The 25,318-nt window shown below is 65.0% G+C and carries 25 protein-coding genes; 14 read left to right on the forward strand and 11 right to left on the reverse strand.

What is annotated here, in order from left to right; all coding sequences use genetic code 11:
• The first annotated feature begins 3 nt into the window (after window positions 1-3).
• Window positions 4-549, forward strand: coding sequence for a hypothetical protein (locus ESZ60_RS01595; protein ID WP_134678647.1), 546 nt, complete (start codon window positions 4-6; stop codon window positions 547-549).
• 52 nt (window positions 550-601) lie between these two features.
• On the opposite strand, the gene ESZ60_RS01600 is transcribed toward ESZ60_RS01595, so the two are convergent.
• The 3 genes from ESZ60_RS01600 to surE are packed head-to-tail and all read right to left on the reverse strand — an operon-like array spanning window position 602 to window position 3,283.
• Window positions 602-1,801 carry a LysM peptidoglycan-binding domain-containing protein gene (locus ESZ60_RS01600; RefSeq protein WP_134678648.1) on the reverse strand — a complete coding sequence of 400 codons (1,200 nt, stop codon included), beginning with the start codon at window positions 1,799-1,801 and terminating at the stop codon, window positions 602-604.
• A 31-nt stretch (window positions 1,802-1,832) separates the two neighbouring features.
• On the reverse strand, window positions 1,833-2,483 hold the full coding sequence (locus ESZ60_RS01605; protein ID WP_134678649.1) for a protein-L-isoaspartate(D-aspartate) O-methyltransferase: 651 nt from the start codon (window positions 2,481-2,483) through the stop codon (window positions 1,833-1,835).
• Between the two features lie 8 nt (window positions 2,484-2,491).
• The gene (gene surE / locus ESZ60_RS01610; RefSeq protein WP_134678650.1) at window positions 2,492-3,283 is read right to left on the reverse strand and encodes a 5'/3'-nucleotidase SurE; all 792 of its coding nucleotides are present in this window, start codon (window positions 3,281-3,283) and stop codon (window positions 2,492-2,494) included.
• Window positions 3,284-3,476: 193 nt separating this feature from the next.
• Here surE and ESZ60_RS01615 point away from each other — a divergent pair, with 193 nt between their 5' ends.
• Entirely contained in the window at window positions 3,477-4,400 is a 924-nt protein-coding gene (locus tag ESZ60_RS01615) for a sulfite exporter TauE/SafE family protein (protein WP_134678651.1), read from the forward strand.
• Window positions 4,397-5,215 carry a TIGR02186 family protein gene (locus tag ESZ60_RS01620; RefSeq protein WP_134678652.1) on the forward strand — a complete coding sequence of 273 codons (819 nt, stop codon included), beginning with the start codon at window positions 4,397-4,399 and terminating at the stop codon, window positions 5,213-5,215. The genes ESZ60_RS01615 and ESZ60_RS01620 overlap by 4 nt, the downstream gene beginning before the upstream one ends.
• A gap of 18 nt (window positions 5,216-5,233) precedes the next feature.
• On the opposite strand, the gene ESZ60_RS01625 is transcribed toward ESZ60_RS01620, so the two are convergent.
• From ESZ60_RS01625 to ESZ60_RS01655, 7 genes are all read right to left on the reverse strand, one after another.
• Window positions 5,234-6,376, reverse strand: coding sequence for a GNAT family N-acetyltransferase (locus ESZ60_RS01625; RefSeq protein WP_134678653.1), 1,143 nt, complete (start codon window positions 6,374-6,376; stop codon window positions 5,234-5,236).
• 31 nt (window positions 6,377-6,407) lie between these two features.
• Window positions 6,408-7,142: an SDR family oxidoreductase gene (locus ESZ60_RS01630; RefSeq protein WP_209021217.1), complete on the reverse strand. Its 735-nt coding sequence runs from the start codon at window positions 7,140-7,142 to the stop codon at window positions 6,408-6,410.
• Between the two features lie 14 nt (window positions 7,143-7,156).
• The gene (locus ESZ60_RS01635; RefSeq protein WP_134678655.1) at window positions 7,157-7,912 is read right to left on the reverse strand and encodes a glycerophosphodiester phosphodiesterase family protein; all 756 of its coding nucleotides are present in this window, start codon (window positions 7,910-7,912) and stop codon (window positions 7,157-7,159) included.
• Entirely contained in the window at window positions 7,912-8,352 is a 441-nt protein-coding gene (locus ESZ60_RS01640) for a RidA family protein (RefSeq protein WP_134678656.1), read from the reverse strand. Before ESZ60_RS01640 ends, ESZ60_RS01635 begins: the two co-directional genes overlap by 1 nt.
• A gap of 8 nt (window positions 8,353-8,360) precedes the next feature.
• Window positions 8,361-8,813 (reverse strand): YbjN domain-containing protein, encoded by a 453-nt coding sequence (locus ESZ60_RS01645; protein ID WP_167620031.1) that lies wholly within the window; start codon window positions 8,811-8,813, stop codon window positions 8,361-8,363.
• 52 nt (window positions 8,814-8,865) lie between these two features.
• Window positions 8,866-12,312: a chromosome segregation SMC family protein gene (locus ESZ60_RS01650; RefSeq protein WP_134678658.1), complete on the reverse strand. Its 3,447-nt coding sequence runs from the start codon at window positions 12,310-12,312 to the stop codon at window positions 8,866-8,868.
• A 218-nt stretch (window positions 12,313-12,530) separates the two neighbouring features.
• Window positions 12,531-12,851, reverse strand: a complete 321-nt coding sequence (locus ESZ60_RS01655; protein WP_024842734.1) for a DUF6280 family protein — start codon at window positions 12,849-12,851, stop codon at window positions 12,531-12,533.
• 349 nt (window positions 12,852-13,200) lie between these two features.
• Between ESZ60_RS01655 and efp the strand changes: the two genes are divergently transcribed.
• Both efp and ESZ60_RS01665 read left to right on the forward strand, forming a co-directional pair.
• Complete coding sequence (gene efp / locus ESZ60_RS01660; protein ID WP_134678659.1) at window positions 13,201-13,764, forward strand: elongation factor P; 564 nt, start codon at window positions 13,201-13,203, stop codon at window positions 13,762-13,764.
• A 102-nt stretch (window positions 13,765-13,866) separates the two neighbouring features.
• Window positions 13,867-14,175: a GNAT family N-acetyltransferase gene (locus ESZ60_RS01665; RefSeq protein ID WP_134678660.1), complete on the forward strand. Its 309-nt coding sequence runs from the start codon at window positions 13,867-13,869 to the stop codon at window positions 14,173-14,175.
• On the opposite strand, the gene ESZ60_RS01670 is transcribed toward ESZ60_RS01665, so the two are convergent.
• On the reverse strand, window positions 14,172-15,140 hold the full coding sequence (locus ESZ60_RS01670) for a LysR family transcriptional regulator (protein ID WP_134678661.1): 969 nt from the start codon (window positions 15,138-15,140) through the stop codon (window positions 14,172-14,174). The genes ESZ60_RS01665 and ESZ60_RS01670 overlap by 4 nt on opposite strands.
• 262 nt (window positions 15,141-15,402) lie before the next feature.
• Between ESZ60_RS01670 and chvE the strand changes: the two genes are divergently transcribed.
• The 9 genes from chvE (at window position 15,403) to ESZ60_RS01715 (ending at window position 25,289) form a co-directional block, all read left to right on the forward strand.
• Complete coding sequence (gene chvE / locus ESZ60_RS01675) at window positions 15,403-16,467, forward strand: multiple monosaccharide ABC transporter substrate-binding protein (protein ID WP_134678662.1); 1,065 nt, start codon at window positions 15,403-15,405, stop codon at window positions 16,465-16,467.
• A gap of 76 nt (window positions 16,468-16,543) precedes the next feature.
• The gene (gene mmsA, locus ESZ60_RS01680; RefSeq protein ID WP_134678707.1) at window positions 16,544-18,118 is read left to right on the forward strand and encodes a multiple monosaccharide ABC transporter ATP-binding protein; all 1,575 of its coding nucleotides are present in this window, start codon (window positions 16,544-16,546) and stop codon (window positions 18,116-18,118) included.
• Entirely contained in the window at window positions 18,111-19,295 is a 1,185-nt protein-coding gene (mmsB, locus tag ESZ60_RS01685) for a multiple monosaccharide ABC transporter permease (RefSeq protein ID WP_134678663.1), read from the forward strand. The genes mmsA and mmsB overlap by 8 nt, the downstream gene beginning before the upstream one ends.
• Window positions 19,295-21,037, forward strand: a complete 1,743-nt coding sequence (araD, locus tag ESZ60_RS01690; RefSeq protein WP_134678664.1) for an L-arabinonate dehydratase — start codon at window positions 19,295-19,297, stop codon at window positions 21,035-21,037. Before mmsB ends, araD begins: the two co-directional genes overlap by 1 nt.
• Window positions 21,024-21,956, forward strand: a complete 933-nt coding sequence (locus ESZ60_RS01695; protein WP_134678665.1) for a Gfo/Idh/MocA family protein — start codon at window positions 21,024-21,026, stop codon at window positions 21,954-21,956. Before araD ends, ESZ60_RS01695 begins: the two co-directional genes overlap by 14 nt.
• The gene (locus ESZ60_RS01700; RefSeq protein ID WP_134678666.1) at window positions 21,950-22,849 is read left to right on the forward strand and encodes a 2-dehydro-3-deoxygalactonokinase; all 900 of its coding nucleotides are present in this window, start codon (window positions 21,950-21,952) and stop codon (window positions 22,847-22,849) included. Before ESZ60_RS01695 ends, ESZ60_RS01700 begins: the two co-directional genes overlap by 7 nt.
• Entirely contained in the window at window positions 22,850-23,446 is a 597-nt protein-coding gene (locus ESZ60_RS01705) for a 2-dehydro-3-deoxy-6-phosphogalactonate aldolase (protein WP_134678667.1), read from the forward strand.
• Window positions 23,443-24,288, forward strand: a complete 846-nt coding sequence (locus ESZ60_RS01710) for an SMP-30/gluconolactonase/LRE family protein (protein ID WP_134678668.1) — start codon at window positions 23,443-23,445, stop codon at window positions 24,286-24,288. Before ESZ60_RS01705 ends, ESZ60_RS01710 begins: the two co-directional genes overlap by 4 nt.
• The gene (locus ESZ60_RS01715; protein WP_134678669.1) at window positions 24,285-25,289 is read left to right on the forward strand and encodes an aldose epimerase family protein; all 1,005 of its coding nucleotides are present in this window, start codon (window positions 24,285-24,287) and stop codon (window positions 25,287-25,289) included. Before ESZ60_RS01710 ends, ESZ60_RS01715 begins: the two co-directional genes overlap by 4 nt.
• Window positions 25,290-25,318 lie beyond the last annotated feature (29 nt).

The raw sequence follows: 25,318 nt of genomic DNA on the forward strand, positions 1-25,318 counted from the left end.
GTCATGCAGCCTGATCTCGTCGCCCGCTTCGGCCTGTCGGATGGGTCGGGCAATGTCGGGGACGTCCTTGCCTCGATCCGCCGCCTGATCGCCCAGGATCAGATCGAGGCCCCACCCGGTCCGACCGATCCGGCGGAACATGCCGCGCAGGCGGCGCTTTTGCTCGCGCCGGGGGACCTGGTCCCCGCGCAGAGCGCGCCTTTGTCCTTCGCCGAGGCGGTTTTCGATGAGCCGGCCCTGAGCCCGGATGAAGAGGCTGAGTTTGCCGAGGCAGAGGCGGCCTTGGCGCGGATGCTGGCACCGCAACGCGCCGCCGACCCGGTATCAGAGCCGGAATTCGACGATATGCCCCTCGTCTCGCCGGGATTCGAGGCCGTGAACCTCTTCGCGCCACCGGTGTCGAATGCGCCGCCGCTGCGCGATCTGCTGCGTGACATCCTGCGCGAAGAACTGCGGGGCGATCTGGGCATGCAGGCCAGCGCCCAGATCAGGGGAATGATCCGGGGCGAGATCGAATCGGTCATTCGCGACATGTGCAGGTCGGGTTGACCCCTGACCGGAGCGCTGCGATCTCTTCCGCCCGGTTCGCCGGGGCGGGGCGTCAGTTCAGATATTTCTCGGGATCGACGCTCTCAAACCCGTTGCGCACTTCGAAATGCACGACGCCCTGGCCCCGCGCCTTGCCCAGCGGGCTGCCGCCCGAGACGGTTTGGCCTTTTGCAACGCTGACTTGGTCCAGACCGGCATAGACCGTCATCAGATTACCGTCATGGCGGATGACGATGATCGGGACCTGATCGACATCGCGGGTAATGGCGGCAACGGTTCCCTTGCCCGCGGCGGAGACCGTGCTTCCCGGCGCCGCAGCAATGTCGATGCCGTCATTCTTGCCCTTGGAATAGGGCCGGATAATCGCGCCCTGGGCCGGCATCCGGAAGGGGCCGGCGCCGGATGCGGCGGTTCGCGTCTTGCCCAGATCCAGGCCCGCGGTCGTGGTCGCGGGCTTGTTGGCGGGCTGGGTCTTTTCCTCGGGCAAGGGCTCGGCGGCCGAAGGTGGCCGCGGCGTTGGGCTGCCCGTGCCGGGCGCCGTCAGAACAGCACTCGTGACCGCTTTTTGACCGCCGACCGGGATCAGCAGTCGCTGACCCGTGCGCACCGACATATTCCCCGGCAATCCGTTCCAAGAGGCCAGATCAGTTACCGACACGTCATATTTCCGCGCGATCGACCAGGCGGTCTCGCCCGCAGCGACGACATGCTGGCGCGGCTGGCTGGACGCGGGCTGGGTCGCAGTCGGCTGGGGCGCAGTCGACCGGGTCGCAGTCGGTGCCGAGGCACCTGAGGCGGGCGGAATGACCGGCATGCGCATGCCCTGTCCCGCGAAAGGATCGCTGACCTGTCCGGTCCCCGAGCGAATGACGCCGGCCGGCGCAGCCGCCCCGCCCGCAACCCGCCGCGGCAGCGCGACAACAGCGCCCGAATTCAACGCCGCAGAAGGGGCGATCGCGTTATAGCTGGCCAGTTCCGCCGCGTTCAGCCCCAGCCTGCCGGCGATCGTGGCGACAGTGTCGCCCGGCGCCGCGATCACCACCTGATAGCCGGGATAGGTGATGATGCCGCGTTGATCGGGGCTGGGACGCGGGGCCGCCACCGAGGCCGCGCCTGCCGTATCCAGACCCGTGCCAGACCATCTCCGAAGGTCCGGATCCAACTGCGTGAGATCCATGCCGCCCTGCGGGCTGCATGCCGCCACTGCCGCAAGAAGTGTCGCGGCTCCTGCAAGCCGCATTGCCATCGCCATCTGCCCGTTCCTCACCTTGCGCGGAAGGGGGTCATGTCTGTCCCAACCCCTCGACCAGCGGCACGAAGCGCACCTGCCGCAATTCGTCATAGTCAAAGCCGGTTTCGGTTCTGCGGACACGGATCAGGGTCTGAACCGCGTCCGATTGTCCGACTGGTATGACCATGATACCGCCGATCTTCAACTGGGCCAAGAGCGGGCCGGGCGGATCCTCGGCCGCAGCGGTCACCATGATGCGATCAAAGGGGGCCTGCTCGGGCAGACCGCGCGATCCGTCCATGACCATGGCGGTGATGTTCGAAAGGCCGAGATGGCGAAACAGCGCCTCGCCCTCGGTCACCAACCGGCGGTGCCGATCCAGCGTATAGACCCTGCGGCAAAGCAGCGACAGGATCGCCGCCTGATAGCCCGAGCCGGTGCCGATCTCGAGCACCTTGTCGCGCGCCCCGACCTCCAGCGCCTGCGTCATCAGCCCCACGACCGAGGGCTGGCTGATGGTCTGACCGCAGGGGATCGGCAACGGCGTGTCCTCATAGGCGCGATCCTCGAAATGCCCGCGCACGAATTCGCCGCGATCCACGCGCTCCATCGCCGCGAGGACGCGCGGATCGGTCACCCCGCGCTGACGCAGCGCGAAAAGGAAGCGCATCTTGCGTTCGGCGGCCTCGGACTCGTCGCTCATGCGCTGGTTCAGCCCTCTTCCAGGATGCGAAGCGCGTCCAGACTTGCATGACAGGTCAGGTCCGGCCGCATCGGGGTCACCGAGATATAGTCCTGCAAATTTGCGTCCACGTCACTCCCCGGCGTAGCGGGTGCCGTCTGGGAGCCGCCAAGAATCCACAGGAAGCGGCGGCCATTCGGCGCGTGATAGGGTTCGGATTCGAACCGCACGCCCTGCCGGCGGCCCTGCGGCGCGACCCGCACGCCCCGGACCGAGCCCGCATCGCAGGGCGGAAAGTTGATATTATAGAAAAGCCGGAAATCCGCACCGGCCTTCCATTCGCCGTGATCCAGCAACTGGCGGATCAGTCGGGGCGCATGTTGCCGGGAAGCCTGAAAGGGATCGGCCAGTTCATGGGTGCGCAGTCCCATATATTGCGACAGGGCGATCGCCGGCAGTCCCTGCAAAGCCGCCTCCATCGCGCCGCCGATGGTACCGGAATACATGACGTTCTCGCCGGAATTATTGCCCCGGTTCACGCCGGACAGGACCAGATCCGGCGGCGCATCGCGCATGACATCGCCCAAGGCCGCAAGCACGCAATCGGCGGGCGAGCCTTCGGCCGCGAAGCGGCGCGGGCCAAGCTCGGCGATCAGCGTCGGGTGAACATAGCTGATGCAATGGGCGACACCGGATTGCTCGAAGGCGGGCGCGACGGTCCAGACCTCGCCCTCGGGTCCCGCGATCTCGGCGGCGATCTCGGCCAGCGTCACCAGTCCGGGCGCGTTGATGCCATCGTCATTGGTGATCAGGATCCGCATTCCGCCCCCATCTTGTTCCCTTGCCTTGCCGGGCTGCGGCGATCGGACCGATTGCCCGGAAAGTCACATCCTCGTCAATGACATGCATATCCGGGCCACAGGTTTGCGACAACCCGCCGCGGACTCAACCAGAGCGTTTGACGCGCGAGTTATGGGCGGGCAGGATCAGAACGGGCAAACGGCCGGACACGACATGCAGATCTATCTTCCTATCGCCGAGGTGGTGGTCAATGCCTTTACCCTTGTCGGGCTTGGCGGCGTCGTCGGCCTGATGTCGGGCCTGTTCGGCGTAGGAGGTGGTTTTCTGATCACGCCCTTGCTGTTTTTCATCGGGATTCCCCCGCCCATCGCCGTGGCTACGGGGGCAAATCAGGTGGTCGCCTCGTCCTTTTCGGGTGTCCTTGCGCATGTGAAGCGGAAATCGGTCGATTTCCGCATGGGCTGGGTCCTGCTGGCCGGAGGGCTGGTCGGCTCATCCGCCGGGGTTCTGGCCTTCAATATGCTGTCCCGGCTGGGCCAGGTCGATCTGGTGGTCCAGCTATGCTATGTCGTATTTCTGGGCCTGATCGGCGCGATGATGCTGCAAGAAAGCCTGGGTGCGCTGCGCCGCGCCAAAAAGAGCGGCCCGATCAAGCCGATGCGGCGCAACCAGCATGGCTGGGTCCATCGCTGGCCGATGAAGGTCAAGTTCCGTGCCTCAGGCCTCTATATCAGCGCGATCCCCGTGCTGATGGTGGGCGCGGCCGTGGGCGTTCTGGGCGCGATCATGGGGGTCGGCGGCGGCTTCATCATGGTGCCCGCGATGATCTACCTGCTGGGCATGCCGACCAAGGTGGTCATCGGCACATCGCTGTTCCAGATCACCTTCCTGTCCGCCTATACGACGCTGATGCACGCGGTTTCATCGAACACGGTGGATGTCATGCTGGCGGTTCTGCTGATCCTCGGCGGCGTGATCGGCGCGCAAATCGGCACGACACTTGGCGCAAAGCTGCGTGCCGAACAACTGCGCATCCTGCTGGCGCTGCTGGTGCTGGCGGTTTGCGGGCGGCTTGCGCTGGACCTGTTCCTGCGCCCCGAGGATCTTTATTCGCTGACGCCGGGGATCATCGGATGATCGGGCGCGCCTTGATCCTGCTTTTCGCTCTGGCTTCGCCCCTCGGAGCACAGGAAAACTTGGCACAGGAAAGCGGGGCCCAGGAAACCGGGGCAGCGCGTTCGGGCGAACAGATCGTGGCGGATATGTCGCGCGATGATGTCGACATTACCACCAGCTTCGATGGCTCGGACATCATCATCTACGGCGCGATCAAGCGCGAGATGCCGATCCCCGAAACCGATCCGCTCGACGTCATCGTCACCGTCGAGGGGCCGCCCCGCCCCGTCACCGTCCGCCACAAGGAGCGCCGCTTTGGCATCTGGGTCAATACCGGAAAGGTCGGCGTGGCGGCGGCTCCGAATTTCTATGTCGTCGCGACCTCGCGTCCGCTGGGCCGGATCCTGGACAGCGCCGAGGACAGCCGGTACCGCATCTCGGTCCCACTGGCGATGCGCGCCTTTTCGGGTGCGTCCGAGGTCGAGGATGTCGTTCCCTATACCGCCGCATTGGTGCGCCTGCGCGAGGCGCAGGATCTGTACCGCCTTGACGATGGCGCGGTCAGGCTGGCCGAGCAGACACTGTTTCGCGCCGATATCCGGCTGCCCGCCAATCTGATGGAAGGGCTATACGCGACCCGCATCTTTCTTTTGCGCGACGGCAAGGTCCTGGACACTTTCCGTGCCCCGATCGAGGTCCGCAAGGTCGGCCTGGAACGCTGGCTCTATCGCCTCGCGCTGGATCAGCCGTTTCTATACGGGCTCATGTCGCTGGCCTTGGCGGTGTTCGCCGGTTGGGCGGCCTCCGCGGCCTTCAGGCGTTTCCAGAGCCGCTGAGCGCAGCGGCATCTGGGCTCAGGCCTGACGATCGCCGCGCCGGAAGGGCCCCAGTTCCGTCAGCAGCGCCATTTCCTGACTGATCGCGGCGCGCTCACGGCGCAGGTAATCGTCAATCGCATCGTGAAAGCCCTGATCGGCCAGCCAATGCAGCGAATGGGTCTGGGTCGGCAGATAGCCGCGCGCCAGTTTATGCTCTCCCTGCGCGCCGGCCTCGACCCGCGACAGGCCGTGTTCGATCGCCCAGTCGATGGCGCGGTGATAGCAAAGTTCGAAATGCAGGAACGGGTGATCCTCGATGCAGCCCCAGTAGCGGCCATAGATCGTATCCGGTCCCAAGAGATTGAGCGCTCCGGCAATCGGACGCCCCTCGCGTTCGGCCAGCACCAGCATGCAATCGTCGCGCATCGTTTCATGCAGCAGGTCAAAGAAGCGGCGCGTCAGATAGGGGCGGCCCCATTTCCGGCCGCCGGTATCCTGATAGAAGCGCCAGAACGCATCCCAATGCGCGGGCAGGATCTCGTCGCCACGCAGGCTGCGGATCGTGCCACCAAAAGCTTGGGCCCTTTCGCGTTCCTTGCGGATCGCCTTGCGCTTGCGCGAGGAGAGATCCGCGAGAAAATCGTCGAAGCTGCGATAGCCCCGGTTCAGCCAGTGAAACTGCTCGGTCGCGCGGGGCAGATAATCAGTGACTTCGGCAAGCTCAGCCTCGGCCTCGGTGCAAAAGGTCACATGCACGCCGGACAGCCCGCCTTGTTTGGCAACCTGGGCCATGGCTTGCAAAAGCGCGCCCTGCACGGCCCGATTGTCCGAGATCAGCCGGGGCCCCGTCACCGGAGTAAAGGGCACGGCGCATTGCAGCTTGGGATAATATTCACCCCCCGCCCGTTCGTAGGCCTGCGCCCAGGCGTGGTCAAAGATGTATTCCCCCTGGCTATGGGTCTTGATGTAGCAGGGCGCGACACCGGCAACCGCACCGTCGAGACGCGCGACAAGGTGGCTGGGATGCCAGCCTGTTCCCTGCCCGACCGATCCGGAGGTCTCGAGAGCGGACAGAAAACGATGCGCGGTGAAGGGGTTGGAAGCCGCTCCGCATCCGTCCCACAAAGCGGGTTCAATGCCGGAAATCGCAGGCAGGACCGAGACTGTCAATTCGTTCATGGCCCGACACTAGCGGCGCGGCTTTGGCTTGTCAGCGCCCGCCCGTCACTTCCAGGTTTGTGCCGGTGACATAGCTCGCCTGTTCGGATGCGAGCCACAATATCGCCTCGGCCACTTCCTCGGCGCTGCCCGGTCGGGCCATCGGCACGCCCGGCGCAAGCAGGCGCGCCCGATCCGGGTTGCCGCCCGAGGCGTGGATCTCGGTCTCGATCAGGCCGGGGCGGACCGCGTTGACCCGGATATTGTCGGGCGCAAGCTCCTTGGAAAGTCCGATATTCAGCGCGTCGATCGCGCCCTTGCTTGCCGCGTAATCGACATATTCGCCCGCACCGCCCAGCCGCGCCGCCGCCGAGCTGAGCAGCACGATCGAGGCCGAGGGCTGATCCATCGGCCGCTTCAGCCGTCGCGCCGCCTCGCGCGCGGTCAGAAGCGCGCCCATGACATTGACGTCGATCACCCGCTGCATCCGCTCGCGCGTCATCTGCGCAAGCGGCATCGCCCGCGACAGCATCCCCGCATTCACCACGGCGCAATCGATCCCGCCCAGTTCGGCCTCGGCCGTATCGAAAAGCGCGATCACCTGGGATTCGTCTGCGACATCCGCCTGAACGCCAACCGCGCGCCGCCCCATGCCACGGATACGCTCCAGAACGTCATGTCCGGCGGCGAAATCGTCGCGCCAGCTGATCGCCACATCCCAGCCCCGTTGCGCCGCGAGCAGGGCGACGGCGCGTCCGATCCCGCGCGATCCCCCCGTCACAATCATCGCTTTCCTGTCCCTCATGCGCCCCCCGGAAGGTAGTTTTCGAACGTGATATTGTCCGCGACCCGTCGCGCCAATGCCTCTTCGGCGGGCGAGCGGATGGTCCAGGACAGGACCGGCACGCCGCGCGCCCTGAGCGCCGCGACGGCCGGGTTTTCCAGATCCGTGCGATCATGCGAGATGAAGCTGGCCCCAACGCGGTCGAAATCGGAAATCGCGGCCAGTTCGCTGCGGGTCCGGGCGTCCAGATCGGGCCAGTCCGCTTCGTCATAGGCGCAGGTCGTCAGACCTACGGCAATATCGGGGATCGCCTTGCGGAGACCGGCAACGCTATGCGGGTTGAACGACATTACGGCCACCCGCCCAGGGTAATCCGCAAGCTGCGCCGCGACGCGTTCTGACAGATCGCCCACCTCATCCGCCGACCGCAAACTCTGATCCTTGATCTCGATCAGCAGGGGCACCTGCCCCGCCACCTCGGCCAGCAGAGCTGTAAGGGTCGGGATCGGCTCGTCCGTCCCCATGATCCGCAGCATGGAGAGCGCATCCATGCCAAGCGCCCGGACGAGACCATCGGCACCGGTCAGACGCGGCAGGTCGTCATCGTGAAAAACCACGGGCGTGCCGTCCGAAGCCGCCTGAATGTCGCATTCGATACCATAACCTGCGGCAATGGCGGCGCGAAACGCCGCCATGCTGTTTTCCGGCACGCCAGCCGAATGCAGCCCCCGATGGGCGATCGGCAGGCGCAGGAAATCGGGGTGAAGCCCCATCACGCGATCTCGAAGATCGCTTCGATCTCGACCGCGACGCCGCGCGGCAAGGCCGGCGCGGAAACCGCGGCCCGGGCATGGCGGCCCTTGTCGCCGAACACTTCGACCATCAGGTTCGAGCAGCCATTGACCACCTCGGGCTGGTCGGTGAATTCCGGGGTCGAATTCACGAAGCCGCCCAGCTTCACCACCTGCTTGACCCGATCAAGCGAGCCGAGCGCGGCGCGCGCCTGCGCCAGCAGCGCAAGCCCGCATGTCCGCGCCGCCTCGGCCCCGGCCTCGACGGCAAGATCCGCGCCAAGCTTGCCCTTGGCGGTGCTGATCTGGCCCGAGACGAAAAGCAGGTTCCCCGAGATCACATAGGGCACATAATTGGCGGCAGGCGCGGGCGCGTCCGGCAGCGTGATCCCCAGTTCGGCAAGTTTCGTCTCGATGCTCATGTCATCCCCTAATCTGTGATGGCGGCGCGGAAATCGCCCAGGACACCACGCCAGGTTTCCAGCGCGTCCCTGAAGTTCTCGCGCCCAAGCCCGCTTCCTGCAAGCCCGATATCCATTTCCAGATAGGGATTGCCGTCCGCAACCACCAGCTTGGCAAAGGGGTTCTCACGGTTCCAGTCATTGGCATCGGCGGCGGTCATCGGTTCGGTCATCTGGAAACCGGTGACGAATTGCATCCGGCGGCATCGCGGCGCGCAGTCATAGAAAAAGACATTGAACAGCGTGTCGTCGATCTCGCTTTCCAGCATGGGCAGGCCCTCGATGTCCTGCGCCTGCCTGACCTCCAGACCCATTTCGGTCATGAGATTGCTGATGATTTCGGGATCGTCTGTGACGGGGGCCGCCAGCAGCGGCAGAGGCTGCAGGATTGCAGCCACGAGGAAAGCGCGAAGCGCAGGCATTTGGGTCTGAAACTCCGAGGGAGGAATGCCAGACCTATTAGCCATTTGTCGTTCAGGCCACCAGAGCTTCCGCGCGTTTCAGATCAACGCTGACAAGCTGGCTGACGCCCTGTTCCACCATGGTCACGCCGAACAGCCGGTCCATCCGCGACATGGTCACGGCATGGTGCGTGATCACCAGGAATCTGGTCTCGGTCCGGCGGGTCATTTCGTCCATCAGATCGCAGAAACGCGTCACATTGGCATCGTCGAGCGGCGCGTCCACCTCATCCAGCACGCAGATCGGCGCGGGATTGGCAAGGAAGACAGCAAAGATCAGCGCCAGCGCGGTCAGGGTCTGCTCTCCCCCCGAAAGCAGGCTCAGCGTCGAGAGCTTCTTGCCCGGCGGCTGGCACATGATTTCAAGCCCGGCCTCCAACGGGTCGTCGGATTCGACCAGCACCAGTCGCGCCTCCCCGCCGCCGAAGAGATGCGTGAACAAATTGGAGAAATTCTGATTGACCGCATCGAAGGCCGCCAGCAGCCGTTCGCGGCCTTCGCGGTTGAGATTGCCAATGCCCTGCCGCAGCTTGCGGATCGCCTCGGTCAGGTCGGATTTCTCGGCCCCCAGGCGGTCGCGCTCGGTTTCCAGCTCCTGCTTGTCATCCTCGGCGCGCAGGTTGACGGCCCCAAGGGAATCCCTTTGCTGGCGCAGCCGCTGGATCCGGTCCTCAAGGGCGTCAAGCCGGACATCCTCAAGCTCGCCCAGCGAGTCATGCAGCGCCTCGGGTGTGGCCTCGGTTTCCTCAAGGATACGGGCGCGGGCTGCGGCTTCCGCCTCGATTGCGGCCTCGGCGCGGGCCTGCCGTGCGGCGCGGCTCTCGCGGGCCTGAGAGGCAAGGCGCTCGGCCTCGCGTTCGGCCTCGGCGCTGATGCGCAAGCTCTGGTCGCTGGCGGACAGGGCCGCGCGGGCACGGGCCAGCCGGGCGGCGGCACGGGCCTCGGCCTCGGTCAGGGCCGCGCGGCGCTCGGCCAGAACCTCGGGCTGGGCCTCGGCCGCTTCCAACTCATGCGCCGCCTGATCTCGGCGTGCGGTCAACTCGCCCGATCGCGTCCCGGCCTGTTCCAGCCGCAGACGCCATCCGGATTCCTCTTTGGCGATTTCTTGCAGGCGGCGGGCGCGGGCCGCGGCCTCGCGCTTCAACTCATCAAGCCGCGAGCGGCGGGTCAGCGTCGCGATCCGCGCGGCCTCGACCGCGGTCCGGGCATGCTCGAGGGCGGCAGTGATTGCCCCCCGGTCGGGAAGATCGGCGATGCTGCGCTCGGCCTCGGCAAGGCGCGTGCGCGCATCGCCCGCATCCGCCTGATGCCGCGCCAGTTCGGCCCGCGCCGATTCCGCGCGTCCCTGCACCAGCGCCAGTTCGGATTCCGCCCGCGTGACGGCACGCGCCGCCTCGGAAAACCCGCGCTCCGCGTCACGACGTGCGTCGCGGGCGCGTTTCTCGGCTTCCGTGGCGGCAGCGTGGCGCGCGCGCAGGGCCTCATGGGCGGCGGCGGTCGCCTCGGCGCGCTCACCCGCAATCTGGGCCTGACCGGTCAGTTCGGCAAGTTGGTTCACATTTTGCAGATGCAGCGCGGCCGCCGAACCCGCGTCCTTTGCCATCACCCGCATCCCGTCCCAGCGGAACAGATCACCCGCAGGCGTCACCAGACGCTGACCCGGCGTCAGCCGAGGCTGAAGCGTCGCGCCCATCTGGACATCCGCGACCAAACCGACCTGAGACAGCCTGCGCGCCAGTTCCAAGGGGCCGGAGACTTGCGCCGAAAGGGACTCTACCCCTTCAGGCAAGGGATAGGCCGTCTCGTAACCCGGCAGCCGGTGCCAGCCCGAACCGTCCTCGCAGAGCCCGGCCGAAAGATCATCGCCCAGTGCCGCGCCAAAAGCCGTTTCATGGCCGCGCGTCACGCGGACCTGATCCAGCAAGGCGCTATCGCTGCGATCGCGGCGTTCGACCAGCCTGCGCAGCGCCGCCATCTCCGCGGCCAGCGCGGCAAACTCTCCCTCGGCCTCGGCGCGGGCGGCGCGGGCGGCGGCTTCCTCTTGTTCCAGATCGGCGCGCGCTTCCTCGGTGGCGGCGAGCGTCTCTTCCGATGCCTCGAGCCTGTCGCGGGCCGCATCCTGCGCCTCGGCCGCCTTTTCGCGGGCAAGCGACGCCACGCCCCCGGCCTCACGCGCGGCTTGCGAGGCGGTCTCGGCCTCCGCAGCCGCGCGCGTTGCGCGCTCGAGCATCTGGCGCAGGTCATGGGCCAGACGCTCGGCCGATTGGTAGCGGGCAGCGAGGCGGGCGGATTCGTCGGTCAACTGGCCCAGCTTGTCCTCGACCTCGCGCAATGCATCCGAGGATTCCTCGGCCACGCCCTCGGCGGCCTCTAGCTTTTCCTCATGCCCCTGTCCGGCCTTTTCCAACTCGCGCCGCTCCCAGTCGAGACGCTGGATCACCTCGCCGGCGTCGCGGTTCAGCGCGGATTCGCGCTCGATGTCGCGGTCGAGCTGGGCGATGCGCGCCAGAAGCGTCCGGATTGCCTGCGCCGCCCGGGCCTCGGCCTCGTCCAGAGCTTCACGTTCGACGGTGGCGCGGGACAAGATCGCAGCCGCGACCTGCTCTTCCTCGCGCAGGGGCGGAAGCTGCTTTTCAGCCTCTTCACGGGCGGAGATGGCGCGCTTGGCGGCAGCCTCGGCCTCGGCGGCGGCGCGGATCGCCTCTTGCAGGATCGTGGCGGTCTGCGCCTTGGCCTCTTCGGCATCGGCCCAGCGGCGATAGAGCAACATGCCCTCGGCCCGGCGCAGGACGGCACCGATCTCGCGATATTTGGCGGCGGCGCGCGCCTGACGTGCAAGGCTTGCCGCCTGCGAGGACAACTGGTCCAGCGTGTCATCGACGCGGGTTAGGTTGGCCTCGGCGGCATTCAGTTTCAGTTCCGCCTCGTGGCGGCGCTGGTAAAGGCCCGAGATCCCGGCGGCTTCCTCGAGGATGCGGCGGCGCGCCTTGGGCTTGGCGTTGATCAGTTCCGAGATCTGCCCCTGCCGCACCAAGGCGGGCGAATGCGCTCCGGTCGAGGCATCGGCAAAGAGCATCTGCACATCACGGGCGCGGACTTCCTTGCCATTGATGCGATAGGCCGAGCCCGCGTCGCGGGTGATGCGGCGGCTGATATCCAGCGCATCGCTCTCATTCATCCCCGCCGGGGCAAGGCGGTCGCTGTTGTCGATGGTCAGCGTGACCTCGGCATGAGCGCGGGCGGAGCGCCGGGTCGTGCCGGCAAAGATCACGTCCTCCATCCCCTCGCCGCGCATGGCGGTGGGGCGGTTTTCCCCCATCACCCAGCGCAAAGCCTCAAGAAGGTTCGACTTGCCGCAACCATTCGGTCCGACCACGCCGGTCAGTCCCTCGTGTATGACCAGATCGGTCGGGTCCACGAAGCTCTTGAAGCCGTTCAGGCGAAGCCGGTCGAAACGCAACTGCTGGATGCCCCTTGATTGGTTCTTTTTTCTGAATTTCTGGCGAAAACCAAAGCAAAAGTCAATCTTTTGCACTATATGTGGATAAGTTCGCCGCGCCCGCCACAATATTTTCGGCCCGCCATGCGGATGAGCTGGTGATTTGCCCTGCATGCGGCGATCGCACATGAAAAAAAGGCCGCCCCAAGGCGGCCCATACTCATTCCCACTCGGGCTGCTTACGCCGCGTCCGCCTCTTCGGCGGCGTGGCGGCGTTCGCTTTCCTCACGCGACAACGCGACCGAGGTGCGCACGCCCTTGGCAACGAACTCCATCAGGCCCTTTACCACACGCTCATTCGGGTCGATCCCGGCGCAGGACAGAACCTCGCGCCCGTCGCGCGAGCGTGCCCAACGTGCAATTTGATCGGGCCCGTTGCCGTATTTTTTGTCATCCGCGATCGCGTCATCAAGCGCAGCCAGTACAACGGCAGCAAAAAGCTTGCGAGCACGTTGCCCCTGTTCAAAATTGAAAGCCGAACCATCCACGAAATCGCGCATCTACTTATCCTGTTTTTCTTGCAGTACCGCACCAATGCGACCGGGCCCATGCCGGGTCGACAGATCGCCTGAAGCGGCGAAGCACAGGGGGGATTAGCCGATCCCGCTGCTGATTCGGTATGCCTCAACCTACATGACAGCCATGCGTTCCATGCAAAGCCAGGCAAATCCCTTGCAGCCTGTGCATGTCGTCGCAGTGGCAACACCCCCGGAAAGCCACGCCGGACCTTGACAACGCCTGAAAGACGTTTCGGTTGCGGCGAAACATGCTCATGGATATAGGGTCGCGAAACCGCGGTTCAAGAATGAGAAACGCAGGTTTTGCTCAACTTTTCCAAGGTAAACCCCTATGGCCAAGATCAACGGCAATGAAATCAAGCCCGGCTTCGTGCTGGAACATGACGGCGGGCTTTGGGCCGCGGTCAAGGTCAACCATGGCAAGCCCGGCAAGGGCGGCGCTTTCGCTCAGGTGGAACTCAAGAACCTGCGCGACGGTCGCAAGCTGAACGAGCGCTTCCGTAGCGAGGACAAGATCGAGCGCGTCAGCCTCGACAACAAGGACCAGCAATTCCTGTATGAAACCGACGGCCGTCTGGTTTTCATGGATGCCGAAACCTTTGAGCAGATCGAACTCGACGCCGAACTGCTGGGCGACCGCCGGCCCTTCCTTCAGGACGGGATGACCGCGACGGTCGAATATTATGGCGACGAGGCGCTTTCCGTCCGCATCCCGCAAAAGGTCGTCTGCAAGGTCGTTGAAACCGAGCCGGTGCTGAACGGTCAGACCGCGGCAAAAAGCTTCAAGCCCGCCATTCTCGACAATGGCGTTCGCGTCATGATCCCGCCCTTCGTCGGGGTGGACGAGGATATTGTCGTGAACACCGAACTGTTCGAATATTCCGAGCGCGCCTGATCGCCGCAAGCTTGATGCGCAGAAAACTGCCGTTGTCCCGGTCCGATGGATCGGGGCGGCGCTGTCTTGCGTTTTTCCACATCAGGCAAGACGGAGCAGAACATGTCTCAACCCACCCTCAAGGTGACCCATGAGGACTATGGCAGCGCCGGCCGCTATGTCGCCACGCTGCCGGGGCAGGATGGTGAGGCGGAATTGACGTGGCGCGCGGGTGGTCCCGGCATCATCGTCGCCGAACATACCTATGCCCCTCCGGCAATGCGGGGAACCGGTGCGGCCAATGCACTGGCCCAACGGCTGATCGATGACGCGCGCCGTCAAGGGCTGCTGATCGTGCCGACCTGCAGCTTCATTCGCGCACAATTCGAACGTCATCCCGAATGGGCTGACCTGCGGGCCGGCGAAGTCTAGGCATCCGCCCCCCGGTTGCGCAGCGCATCCTGCAGAATGGTCAGGAACGTCTGTGCCGCCGATGTCGGCACGCGGTCGCGCAGGGTGACGATGGAATAGGCCGGAACCTCAAGTTCGGGCGCCACATCCAGACAGGCTATGCGCCCTCCCTGACCCTGCACCGAGGCAAAGAGCCGGGCGGCGGCGCGCGACGTGATGCCGATGGCATCTGATTGCATCACAAAGGCCATGGTCAGCATCAGCGAACTGGTATCGATGACCTTTCCCGGAACGCCCAATCCGCGATCCAGCAGGTAGCGCTCGACGCTGACGCGCATCATGCTGCCCGGCGGCTGGATGACCCAGTCGAAGCCAAGGCAGTCCCGCAAGGTGGCACCAGAGGCCGAAACCAGCGGATGATCGGCCCGGACGATGAGCGACAGCGGCTCGGGGCCGACCGGGGCCAGATCGAAAAGCGCCGCATCGACGCGATCGGGCACCCGCCCGAGATAGAGATCAAGCTGACCCGCCAGCAGCATCCCTGCCAGCCTGTCGCTGGTTTCGACATCGATGCGGACGCGCAGGTTCGGTTCGGCCTGCTCGAGCCCCCGGACGATCGGCAGCACCAGATCCAGCGACGGCCCGGTCACCGAGCCCAGATTGACCGAACCGACCATGCCCCGATCGATGTCCCGGACCTCGCGCCCGGCAATATCGAGATCGCGCAGCATCGAGCGTGCCCGGGCGGCAAGGCGCTCTCCGGCCGCGGTCAGGCTGATCCCCCGGCTATGACGCCGCGTCAGTTCCGCACCCACGATCCGTTCCAGATCCGACAGCAGCCGCGAGGCCGCGGGCTGGGTGATGTTCATCATCGCGGCCGCCATGCTGAGCTGGCCGCATCTTTCCACGGCAACGATCAGCGCCAATTGCCGCAACTTGATGCCGCGAGAGACAAGTTCGTCCCCCAACTCCCGGCTGGTCTTCATGGTTTTTCCGATATCCACATTTGGATGTTAGCGCTAAGATATACCACGAAAGGTATAACGTGCTACAGAAAGCGAAATTGACGCGGATAAGCGTGAAAATATAGCTTACGCAACAGGCAAGCTGCCCTATGGGCTGCTGCTGCGGCAATCGGATCCGGGACTAGGCCCGACCGACCGCATCGACGGGAGAAGCACCGGAAGATTTCACAAGGCGCCAATGAGCGCCATCTTCTGCCGTGTCCACTATATAACGGGAGGAATTATGTTCAGCCTTAAGAAACTTGCTCTTGCTGCGGTATCCGTAGCGGCCCTTTCGGCTCCGGGCTTTGCCCTGGCAGAAGGCATGGTCGGCATCTCGATGCCCACCAAGACCTCGGCCCGCTGGATCGACGACGGCAACAACATGGTCAAGCAATTCCAGGAAGCCGGCTACGAGACCGACCTGCAATATGCCGATGACGACATTCCGAACCAGCTCGCCCAGATCGAGAACATGATCACCAAGGGCGTGAACGTGCTGGTCATCGCCGCCATCGACGGCACCACGCTGTCGAACGCGCTGGCGAACGCCAAGGCCTCGGACATCAAGATCATCGCCTATGACCGGCTGATCCGCGACACGGGCGACATTGACTATTACGCGACCTTCGACAACTTCAAGGTTGGCGTCGAACAGGCCAATACGCTGGTCGCTGGCCTGAAAGAGCGCTTCCCGGACGTGAAGCCGTGGAATGTCGAACTGTTCGGCGGCAGCCCGGACGACAACAACGCCTTCTTCTTCTATGACGGCGCGATGTCGGTCCTGCAGCCGCTGATCGACGACGGCTCGATCGTGGTCGTCTCGGGCCAGCAGGGCATGGACAAGGTCGGCACGCTGCGCTGGGATCCGGCGACCGCTCAGGCCCGCATGGATAACATCCTGTCCGCGAACTACACCGACAAGCAGGTCAACGGCGTGCTGTCGCCCTATGATGGTCTGTCGATCGGCATCCTGTCCTCGCTCAAGGGCGTGGGCTACGGTTCGGGCGACCTGAAGATGCCGGTCGTCTCGGGCCAGGATGCAGAACTGCAATCGGTCAAGTCGATCCAGGCTGGCGAGCAGTATTCGACCATCTTCAAGGACACCCGCGAACTGGCGAAAGTCACCGTCGGCATGGTCGATGCGATGATCAAGGGCACCGAGCCCCAGATCAACGACACCGAGACCTATAACAACGGCGTCAAGGTCGTTCCGTCCTACCTGCTGCAACCGGTTCCGGTCACCGCGGCGAACCTGAACGAGGTTCTGGTCGGTTCGGGCTACTACACCGAAGACCAGCTGAAGTAATCTGATCAAAACGCGCCGCCGCAGGGGATGCCTCCCTTGCGGCGGCGTATTCCTTAGCTAGGGGCACATGGTAGCGATGGACGCCATTCTGGAAATGCGGGGGATCACCAAGGAATTCCCCGGGGTCAAAGCCCTCGACAACGTCAACCTGGTCGTCAGACCCGGCGAGATCCGTGCCCTTTGCGGCGAGAACGGCGCAGGTAAATCCACCCTGATGAAGGTCCTGTCGGGTGTCTACCCGCATGGCTCCTACGACGGCGAGATCCTGTACAAGGGCAAGCCGATGGCGTTCAAAAAGATCGCCGACAGCGAACATGAGGGCATCGTCATCATCCACCAAGAGCTTGCCTTGGTGCCGCATATGTCGATTGCCGAGAATATCTTCCTGGGCAACGAGATCGCCAAGAACGGCGTGATCGACCGCCACGAGACCAACCGCCGCACCGCCGAGTTGCTGGCCAAGGTGGGTCTGCGCGAAAGTCCGGAAACCAAGGTGGGCGAGCTTGGCATGGGCAAGCAGCAGCTGATCGAGATCGCCAAGGCGCTGTCGAAAAAGGTGGAACTGCTGATCCTCGACGAGCCGACCTCATCCCTGAACGAGCATGACAGCGCAGCGCTTCTGCGCCTGCTCGCGAGTTTCCGCGAACAGGGCATGACCGCCATCATGATCTCGCACAAACTCAACGAAATCTCGGAAATCTGCGACAGCATCACCGTGCTGCGCGACGGCGCGACCGTCTCGCATCATTCGGGCATGGTGCCGGAAAGCCAGATCATCAAGGACATGGTCGGCCGCTCGATGGACGACCGCTACCCGCCGCGCGAGCCGAAAATCGGCGAGACCATCATGCAGGTCCGCAACTGGACCGTGGCCGAAGAGGGTGGCGATGGTCGCCTGCTGGTCAACAACGCCAATTTCGACCTGAAACAGGGCGAAGTTCTGGGCATCGCCGGTCTGATGGGCGCGGGCCGCACCGAACTGGCGATGAGTCTGTTCGGTCGCTCGGTCGGCATCTTCAAGAACGGCACCGCCACGATCCACGGCAAAGAGGTCGATCTTTCGACCGTGTCAAAGGCGATCAAGGCGGGCCTCGCCTATGTCACCGAGGACCGTAAATCGCTGGGTCTGGTGCTGGACGATTCGATCCGCCGCAATATCCCGCTGGCGAATCTGCCGGGCGTGGCGCGCAATGGCATCATCGACCGCCACAAGGAAGGCAAGGTCGCGCAGGATTACCGCAAGGCAATCAATATCCGCGCGCCGTCGATCGATCAGGCGACCGTGAACCTCTCGGGCGGCAACCAGCAAAAGGTCGTGCTTTCCAAATGGCTCTTCTCGGAACCCGAGATCCTCATTCTCGACGAGCCGACGCGCGGCATCGATGTCGGCGCGAAATACGAAATCTACACCATCATCCGTGACCTCGCGGCCGCGGGCAAATCCATCATCGTGATTTCTTCCGAAATGCCCGAGCTTCTGGGCATCACCGACCGTGTCATCGTGATGAACGAGGGCCGTCTGGTGGGCGAGATGCCCACCTCCGAGGCGACCCAGGAACGCATCATGTCGGTCATCATCAAGTCGGGCCATGACCTGACCGAGGAAGACATCACCCCCGAAGAGATCGAGGCAGAGACCGCCCATGTCTGATACCACAACCGATCGCGGCAGCGACACGTTCGGCTTCATCCGCCGCAACATCCGCCAATACGGCATCCTTTTCGCGCTGGTCGTGATCATGGCCTTCTTCCAGGTCGTGACCGGCGGCATCCTGTTCCGCCCGGTCAACCTGACGAACCTGTTCCTGCAGAACAGCCATATCGTCATCATGGCGGTGGGGATGCTTTTGATCATCGTGGCAGGTCATATCGACCTGTCCGTCGGTTCGATCGCGGCCTTTGTCGGCGCGCTGGCCGCCATCATGATCGTCAAGATGGGCCTGCCGGTGCCGCTGGTCGTGGTGCTTGGTCTTGCCGCAGGCGCGCTGATCGGTGCGATCCAGGGCTATTGGATCGCCTATTGGAAGATCCCGTCCTTTATCGTCACGCTGGCGGGCATGCTGGTGTTCCGTGGCCTGACCATGTGGGCGCTGCAGGGCCAGTCGATCGGTCCCTTCCCCAAGGAATTCCAGATGATCGCCTCGGGCTTCATCCCGGATTTCTTCGGGCCGGACAAGCCGAACACCCTGTCTCTGGTCCTTGGCTGGGGTGCCGCACTCGTGATCCTGTGGCTGCAGATCCGCAACCGCAAGCGCGAGGAAGCGGTCGGCATCGCTGACGAGCCCTTCGCCTTTTTCGTCGGCAAGAACGCCCTGATCTTCGTCGCGCTGGCCGCGATGACCTGGGCGCTGGCGAACTTCCGCGGCCTGCCCAATGTCTTCATCATCATGGCCCTGCTGGTCGCGCTTTACGCCTTCATCTCCGAGCGCACGACGCTGGGTCGCCGCATCTATGCGATCGGCGGCAACGAAAAGGCCGCGAAACTGTCCGGCATCAATGTCGAGCGCATCACCTTCCTGACCTTCGTCAATATGGGGATGCTCGCGGCGCTGGCAGGCATGGTCGTCTCGGCCCGTCTGAACTCGGCCACCCCGAAAGCGGGCGTGGGTTTTGAACTCGACGTCATCGCGGCGGTCTTCATCGGCGGCGCGTCCATGTCGGGCGGCGTCGGCACCGTGGTCGGCGCAATCATCGGCGCCTTCATCATGGGCGTCATGAACAACGGCATGTCGATCCTTGGCATCGGCATCGATTACCAGCAGGTCATCAAGGGCCTCGTCCTCATGGCCGCCGTCATCTTCGACGTCTCGAACAAGCGAAAATCCTAATGACCTTCAAACCTGCAGAATGGCCCCGCAAACTTCGCTCGCAGCATTGGTATGGCGGCAACTCGCGCGACACGATCTATCACCGTGGCTGGCTCAAGAACCAGGGCTACCCGCATGACCTGTTCGACGGGCGCCCGGTCATCGGCATCCTGAACACCTGGTCGGACCTGACGCCCTGCAACGGCCACCTGCGCGAGCTGGCCGAAAAGGTGAAGGCCGGGATCTGGGAAGCCGGCGGCTTCCCGGTCGAGGTCCCGGTGTTCTCGGCCTCGGAAAACACCTTTCGCCCGACCGCGATGATGTATCGCAACCTCGCCGCAATGGCGGTCGAGGAAGCGATGCGCGGCCAGCCGATCGACGGCGCCGTGCTGATGGTCGGCTGCGACAAGACCACGCCCTCGCTGCTGATGGCCGCGGCCTCGGTCGACATCCCGTCGATCGTCGTCACCGGCGGCCCGATGCTGAACGGCTGGTTCCGTGGCGAGCGCATCGGCTCGGGCACCCATCTGTGGAAATTCTCGGAAGCCGTGAAGGCCGGCGAGATGACCCAGGACGAGTTCCTCGAGGCCGAGCAGGCGATGAGCCGTTCCTCGGGCACCTGCAACACAATGGGCACCGCGTCCACGATGGCCTCGATGGCGGAAGCCCTTGGCATGGCGCTGTCGGGCAATGCCGCAATCCCGGCGGTCGATAGCCGCCGCCGCGTCATGGCGCAGATGACCGGCCGCCGCATCGTGCAGATGGTCAAGGACGACCTGAAGCCCAGCGACATCATGACCAAGGAAGCCTTCGAGAACGCGATCCGCTGCAATGGCGCGATCGGGGGCTCGACCAATGCCGTGGTCCACCTGCTCGCCATGGCGGGCCGCACCGGGGTCGAGCTGACGCTGGACGACTGGGATCGCTGCGGCCGCGACGTCGCGACCATCGTGAACCTGATGCCTTCGGGCAAGTACCTCATGGAAGAGTTCTTCTATGCCGGCGGCCTGCCCGTCGTGCTGAAGCGCTTGGGCGAGGCCGGGCTGCTGCACAAGGACGCGCTGACCGTCTCGGGCGAGAGCATCTGGGACGAGGTCAAGGACGCCAAGAACTGGAACGAGGATGTCATCCTGCCGGTCGAGAAGGCGCTGACCCAGCAGGGCGGCATCGCCGTCCTCAAGGGCAACCTCGCGCCGCTCGGCGCGGTGCTGAAGCCCTCGGCCGCCTCGCCGCACCTGATGCAGCACCGTGGCCGCGCCGTGGTCTTCGAGGATATCGACGACTACAAGGCCCGGATCAACGATGACGCGCTCGACATCGACGAGACCTGCATCATGGTCATGAAGAACTGCGGTCCCAAGGGCTATCCGGGCATGGCCGAGGTCGGCAATATGGGCCTGCCGCCCAAGGTGCTGAAGAAGGGCATCACCGACATGGTCCGCATCTCGGATGCGCGCATGTCGGGCACGGCCTACGGCACCGTCGTCCTGCACACCTCGCCGGAAGCCGCGCGCGGCGGCCCGCTTGCGATCGTGCGCAGCGGCGACTGGATCGAGCTCGACGTGCCGAACCGCCGCCTGCATCTCGACCTGTCGGACGAAGAAATCGCCGCCCGCCTGGCCGAGTGGAAGAACCCGGTCGAGCCGCCGGCCTCGGGTTATGCCCGCATGTTCCACGAGCATGTCGAGGGCGCGGATACCGGTGCCGATTTCGACTTCCTGAAAGGATGCCGCGGCAGCGAGGTCGGACGTGACAGCCACTGATCTCGCCATCATCGGCTTCGGCAAGATTGCGCGCGATCAGCACCGCCCGGCGTTGGAGGCCTCCGAGGCCTTCAACCTCGCGGCCACGGTCGATCCGTTCAACACCGCCGAAGGCATCGCCGCCTACAAGGACGTGACGAGCTTCCTCGCCGAACGTCCCGAGGTCGGCGCGGTCGCGCTCTGCACGCCGCCGCAGGTCCGCTTCGCGGTCGCCCGCGAGGCGCTGCTGGCCGGTCGCCACGTGCTTCTGGAAAAGCCGCCGGGAACCTCGGTCTCCGAGGTGATGGCGCTGGAGCGCATCGCGAGGCAGCAGGGCAGGACGCTCTTCACCGCCTGGCACAGCCAATTCGCCCCCGGCATCCCCGGCGCGCGGGACTGGCTCGCCAGCCGCAAGATCACCGCGATCACGGTGACCTGGCGCGAGGACGTGCGGCGCTGGCATCCCGGCCAGGACTGGATCTTCGCCCCCGGCGGGACCGGCGTCTTCGATCCGGGCATCAACGCCTATTCGATCCTGACCTACATCCTGCCGGTCGGTCTCTACACCACCGAGGCCGAGCTGGAATTCCCGGAGAACCGCGATACCCCGATCGCCGCGCGGCTGAAGATGCTGACCGAGGAAGGCGCGCCCGTCGCGCTGGACTTCGACTTCCGCGAGGAAGGCGAGCAGACCTGGGACATGCGGATCGAGACCGACAACGGCGTGCTGGACCTGTCGCAGGGCGGCGCGACCGTCATCGCCGACGGCCAGTCGCTTGCCTCGGAAAGCTCGCTCGCCGGTGAATATGACCGCATCTATGCCCGTTTCGCCGAGTTGATCGCGGCGGGCGAAAGCGATGTCGACGTCGCCCCCTTCCGCCATGTCGCCGATGCGATGATGCTGGGCCGCCGGGTCGAGACGGACGCCTTCGAATGGTGAGTCCGGACTGGATCGCGGTCGATTGGGGCACCACCCGGCTGCGCGTCTGGGCCATGCAGGGTTCCGAGGTGCTCGAGCACCGCGCCTCGGACAAGGGCATGGGCAGCCTGACGCCCGAAGGGTTCGAACCGGCCCTTCTCGAACTGGTCGGGGACTGGCTGGGCGACCTGCCGGTCCCGGTCATCGCCTGCGGCATGGTCGGCGCGCGCACCGGCTGGGTCGAGGCGGAATACCGCCCCACCCCCTGCACGCCGCTGGACCCGCTGCGCGCGACGCGCCCCGTCGTCCGCGACCCGCGCCTTCAGGTGCATATCCTTCCCGGCCTGTCGCAGATCGACCCGCCCGACGTGCTGCGCGGCGAGGAAACCCAGATCGCGGGCTTCATCGCGCAGAACCCGGATTTCGAGGGCACGCTCTGCCTGCCCGGCACGCATTGCAAATGGGTCCGCGTCGCGAACGGCTTGGTCGAAGGCTTCCATACCTTCATGACCGGCGAGGTCTATGCCCTGCTCTCGCGCCAATCGGTGCTGCGCCTGACCGTTGGCGACGCCAAGCCCGATCTGCCGAGCTTCCTCGAAGCCTCGGCCCAGGCCGCGACCAATGCCGACATGGCGGCGGCCGGTCTGTTCCCTCTGCGCGCGGCGGCGCTCCTGAACGGGCTTACGCCCCAGCAAGGCGCGGGGCGGCTTTCGGGGCTACTGATTGGCGCGGAACTCGCCGCGGCGCATCCGCTCTGGCATGGTCGCCGAGTGATCATCATCGGCGCGCCCGAGCTTTCCGCCCTTTACGCGCAGGCCCTGACCCAAGCCGGGGCCGATGCCCAACAAATGGATGGCGGAGAGCTGGTCCTTGCCGGACTGACCGCCGCCGCCTCTGCCCTGACGAGGACGTAAATGACCCAGCCCATCATCGCCATCCTGCGCGGCCTGACACCTGTTGACGCTTTGTCTGTCGGCCAAACCCTGATCGATGCCGGCATCGACCGCATCGAAGTGCCGCTGAACTCGCCCGATCCGCTGGAGAGCATCCGGCTGATGGCCACCGCATTTGCCGGCCAGGCCACGATCGGCGCAGGCACCGTGCTGACGGTCGATGATGTGGCGCGCGTCGCCGATGCGGGCGGGCGCATGATCGTCTCGCCCAATGCCAATCCCGAAGTCATCCGCGAGACCCGCCGCCGGGGCCTCGAATCCTATCCGGGCGTCTTCACCGCCACGGAATGCTTCGCCGCGATCGAGGCGGGCGCGACCGGGCTGAAGCTCTTCCCCGCCGATCAGGGCGGCACGGGCATGCTCAAGGCGCTGCGCGCGGTCCTGCCCAAGGACATGCCGGTCTATGCCGTCGGCGGCGTCGGTCCGTCGAATTTCGCCGACTGGTTCGCCGCCGGGGCACAGGGCTTCGGCATCGGCACCTCGCTCTACAAGCCGGGCGACAGCGCCGAAACCGTCGGCCAGCGCGCCCGCGACATGGTCGCGGCGCTGCCGAAATGAAATATACGCTGTTCGATCCGCGCGCCTGCATCCTGGGCGAAGGCGCCTTCTGGCATCCAGAACGCCAGCAGGCCTTCTGGTTCGACATCCTCGGCCGCCGCATGCTCAGCCGCAAGGATGGGCGCGAGCTCGAATGGCGCTTCGACGAGCGCGTCTCGGCGGCGGGCTGGATCGACCATGACAGCCTGATCATCGCCAGCGAAACCGCGCTTTTCCGTTTCGATTTGAGGACCGCCGCGCGCGAGGACCTCGTAGCGCTCGAGGCCGACCGCCCCGAGACCCGCTCGAATGACGGCCGCGCCGACCCGCAGGGCGGGTTCTGGATCGGCACGATGGCGATTGATGCCAGCCCCGGAAAGGGCGCAATCTATCGCTACTACAAGGGCGAATTGCGCCAGCTTTACGCGCCGATCTCGATAAGCAACGCAATCTGCTTCTCGCCCGATGGCAAGCGCGCCTATTTCTCCGACACCGCCGAGCAGCTGGTCTGGGAGCAGGATCTGGACGCGCAGGGCTGGCCTCAGGGCGAGAAGCGCGTCTTCCTCGACTTCCGGGGGACCGAGGAATATCCCGATGGCGCGGTGACCGACGCCAAGGGCAATTTCTGGAACGCGCGCTGGGGCACGGGCCGATTGGTCTGCCATGCCCCGGACGGGCATGTGCTCGATGAGGTCGAGCTTCCGGTGAAACAGACCACCTGCCCCGCTTTCATCGGAGAAAAGCTGGACCGGATTCTGGTGACCAGCGCAGCAGAGGGGCTGGACGGGGCGCAAGACGGGCGCAGCTGGCTGGTCCTGCCCAACGGTCCGCGCGGGTGCGCCGAACCAAAGGTGATCGCATGAGCCGTGAAGATTTCGGCATCCACCCCGATGGCACGCCGGTCGAACGCCTGGGGATTGCCGCGCATGGTCTGCGCGCCTCGATCCTGACACTGGGTGCGACCCTGCAGGATCTGCGTCTCGATGGCATAGATCACCCGATGGTGCTGGGATTTTCGACCCTCGCCCCCTATCTGGATCAAGGCCGCTATGTCGGCGCGATCGTCGGGCGCTGCGCCAATCGCATCGCGCGCGGCCATGCCGAGATCGAGGGGCAAACCCTCTCCCTTGACCGCAACGAACGCGGCGTCACGACCCTGCATGGTGGTGCGGATGGAACGGGCCTGCGCAACTGGAAGATTGGCCATATCGCGGCCGACAGGCTGTCGCTGCGCGATGAGCTGCCCGACGGGCATATGGGCTTTCCCGGAGCGATGCAGGTGCAGGTCGACTATAGCATCCTGCCCGGCCCGGTCCTGCAGATCGAGATCCGCGCGACCTCGACCCGCACCACGCTGTGCAACTTCGCCCAGCACAGCTACTTCAATCTGGATGGTCGCGCCGATATCGCGGAACACCGCCTGACCATTCCGGCGGAAACCTTCCTTCCCGTCGATGCCGATCTGATCCCCGTGGGAGAGCCCGCGCCGGTAGCAGAAACGCATCTGAATTTCCGCGATCCGGTTCGGATGGGGGACCGGCTGGGCGGGCCCTTGATCGACCACAACCTCTGCCTGGCGGCGGCGCGAGCGGACCAGCCCGAACCGGCGGCAATTCTCGAGGCCGGAGCGGTCCGGATGCGGATCCTGTCGACCGAGCCGGGGCTTCAGGTCTATACCGCCGACCATATGCGGACCGGCGCGCCCGGGCTGGGCAACGCGCCCTATGGCCGCCATGCCGGAATTGCGCTGGAATCGCAGCTTTGGCCCGATGCGGTGCATCATCCGACCTATCCTTCGGCGCTGCTCAAGGCGGGCGATGATTACCGTCAGGTCACGCAACTGGGCTTTTCACTGCACGGTTGACGCAAGCGCCTCCTTGGCCCGAAATGGGA

The organism is Paracoccus ravus (genome assembly GCF_004522175.1).
GTDB classification, from domain to species: domain Bacteria; phylum Pseudomonadota; class Alphaproteobacteria; order Rhodobacterales; family Rhodobacteraceae; genus Paracoccus; species Paracoccus ravus.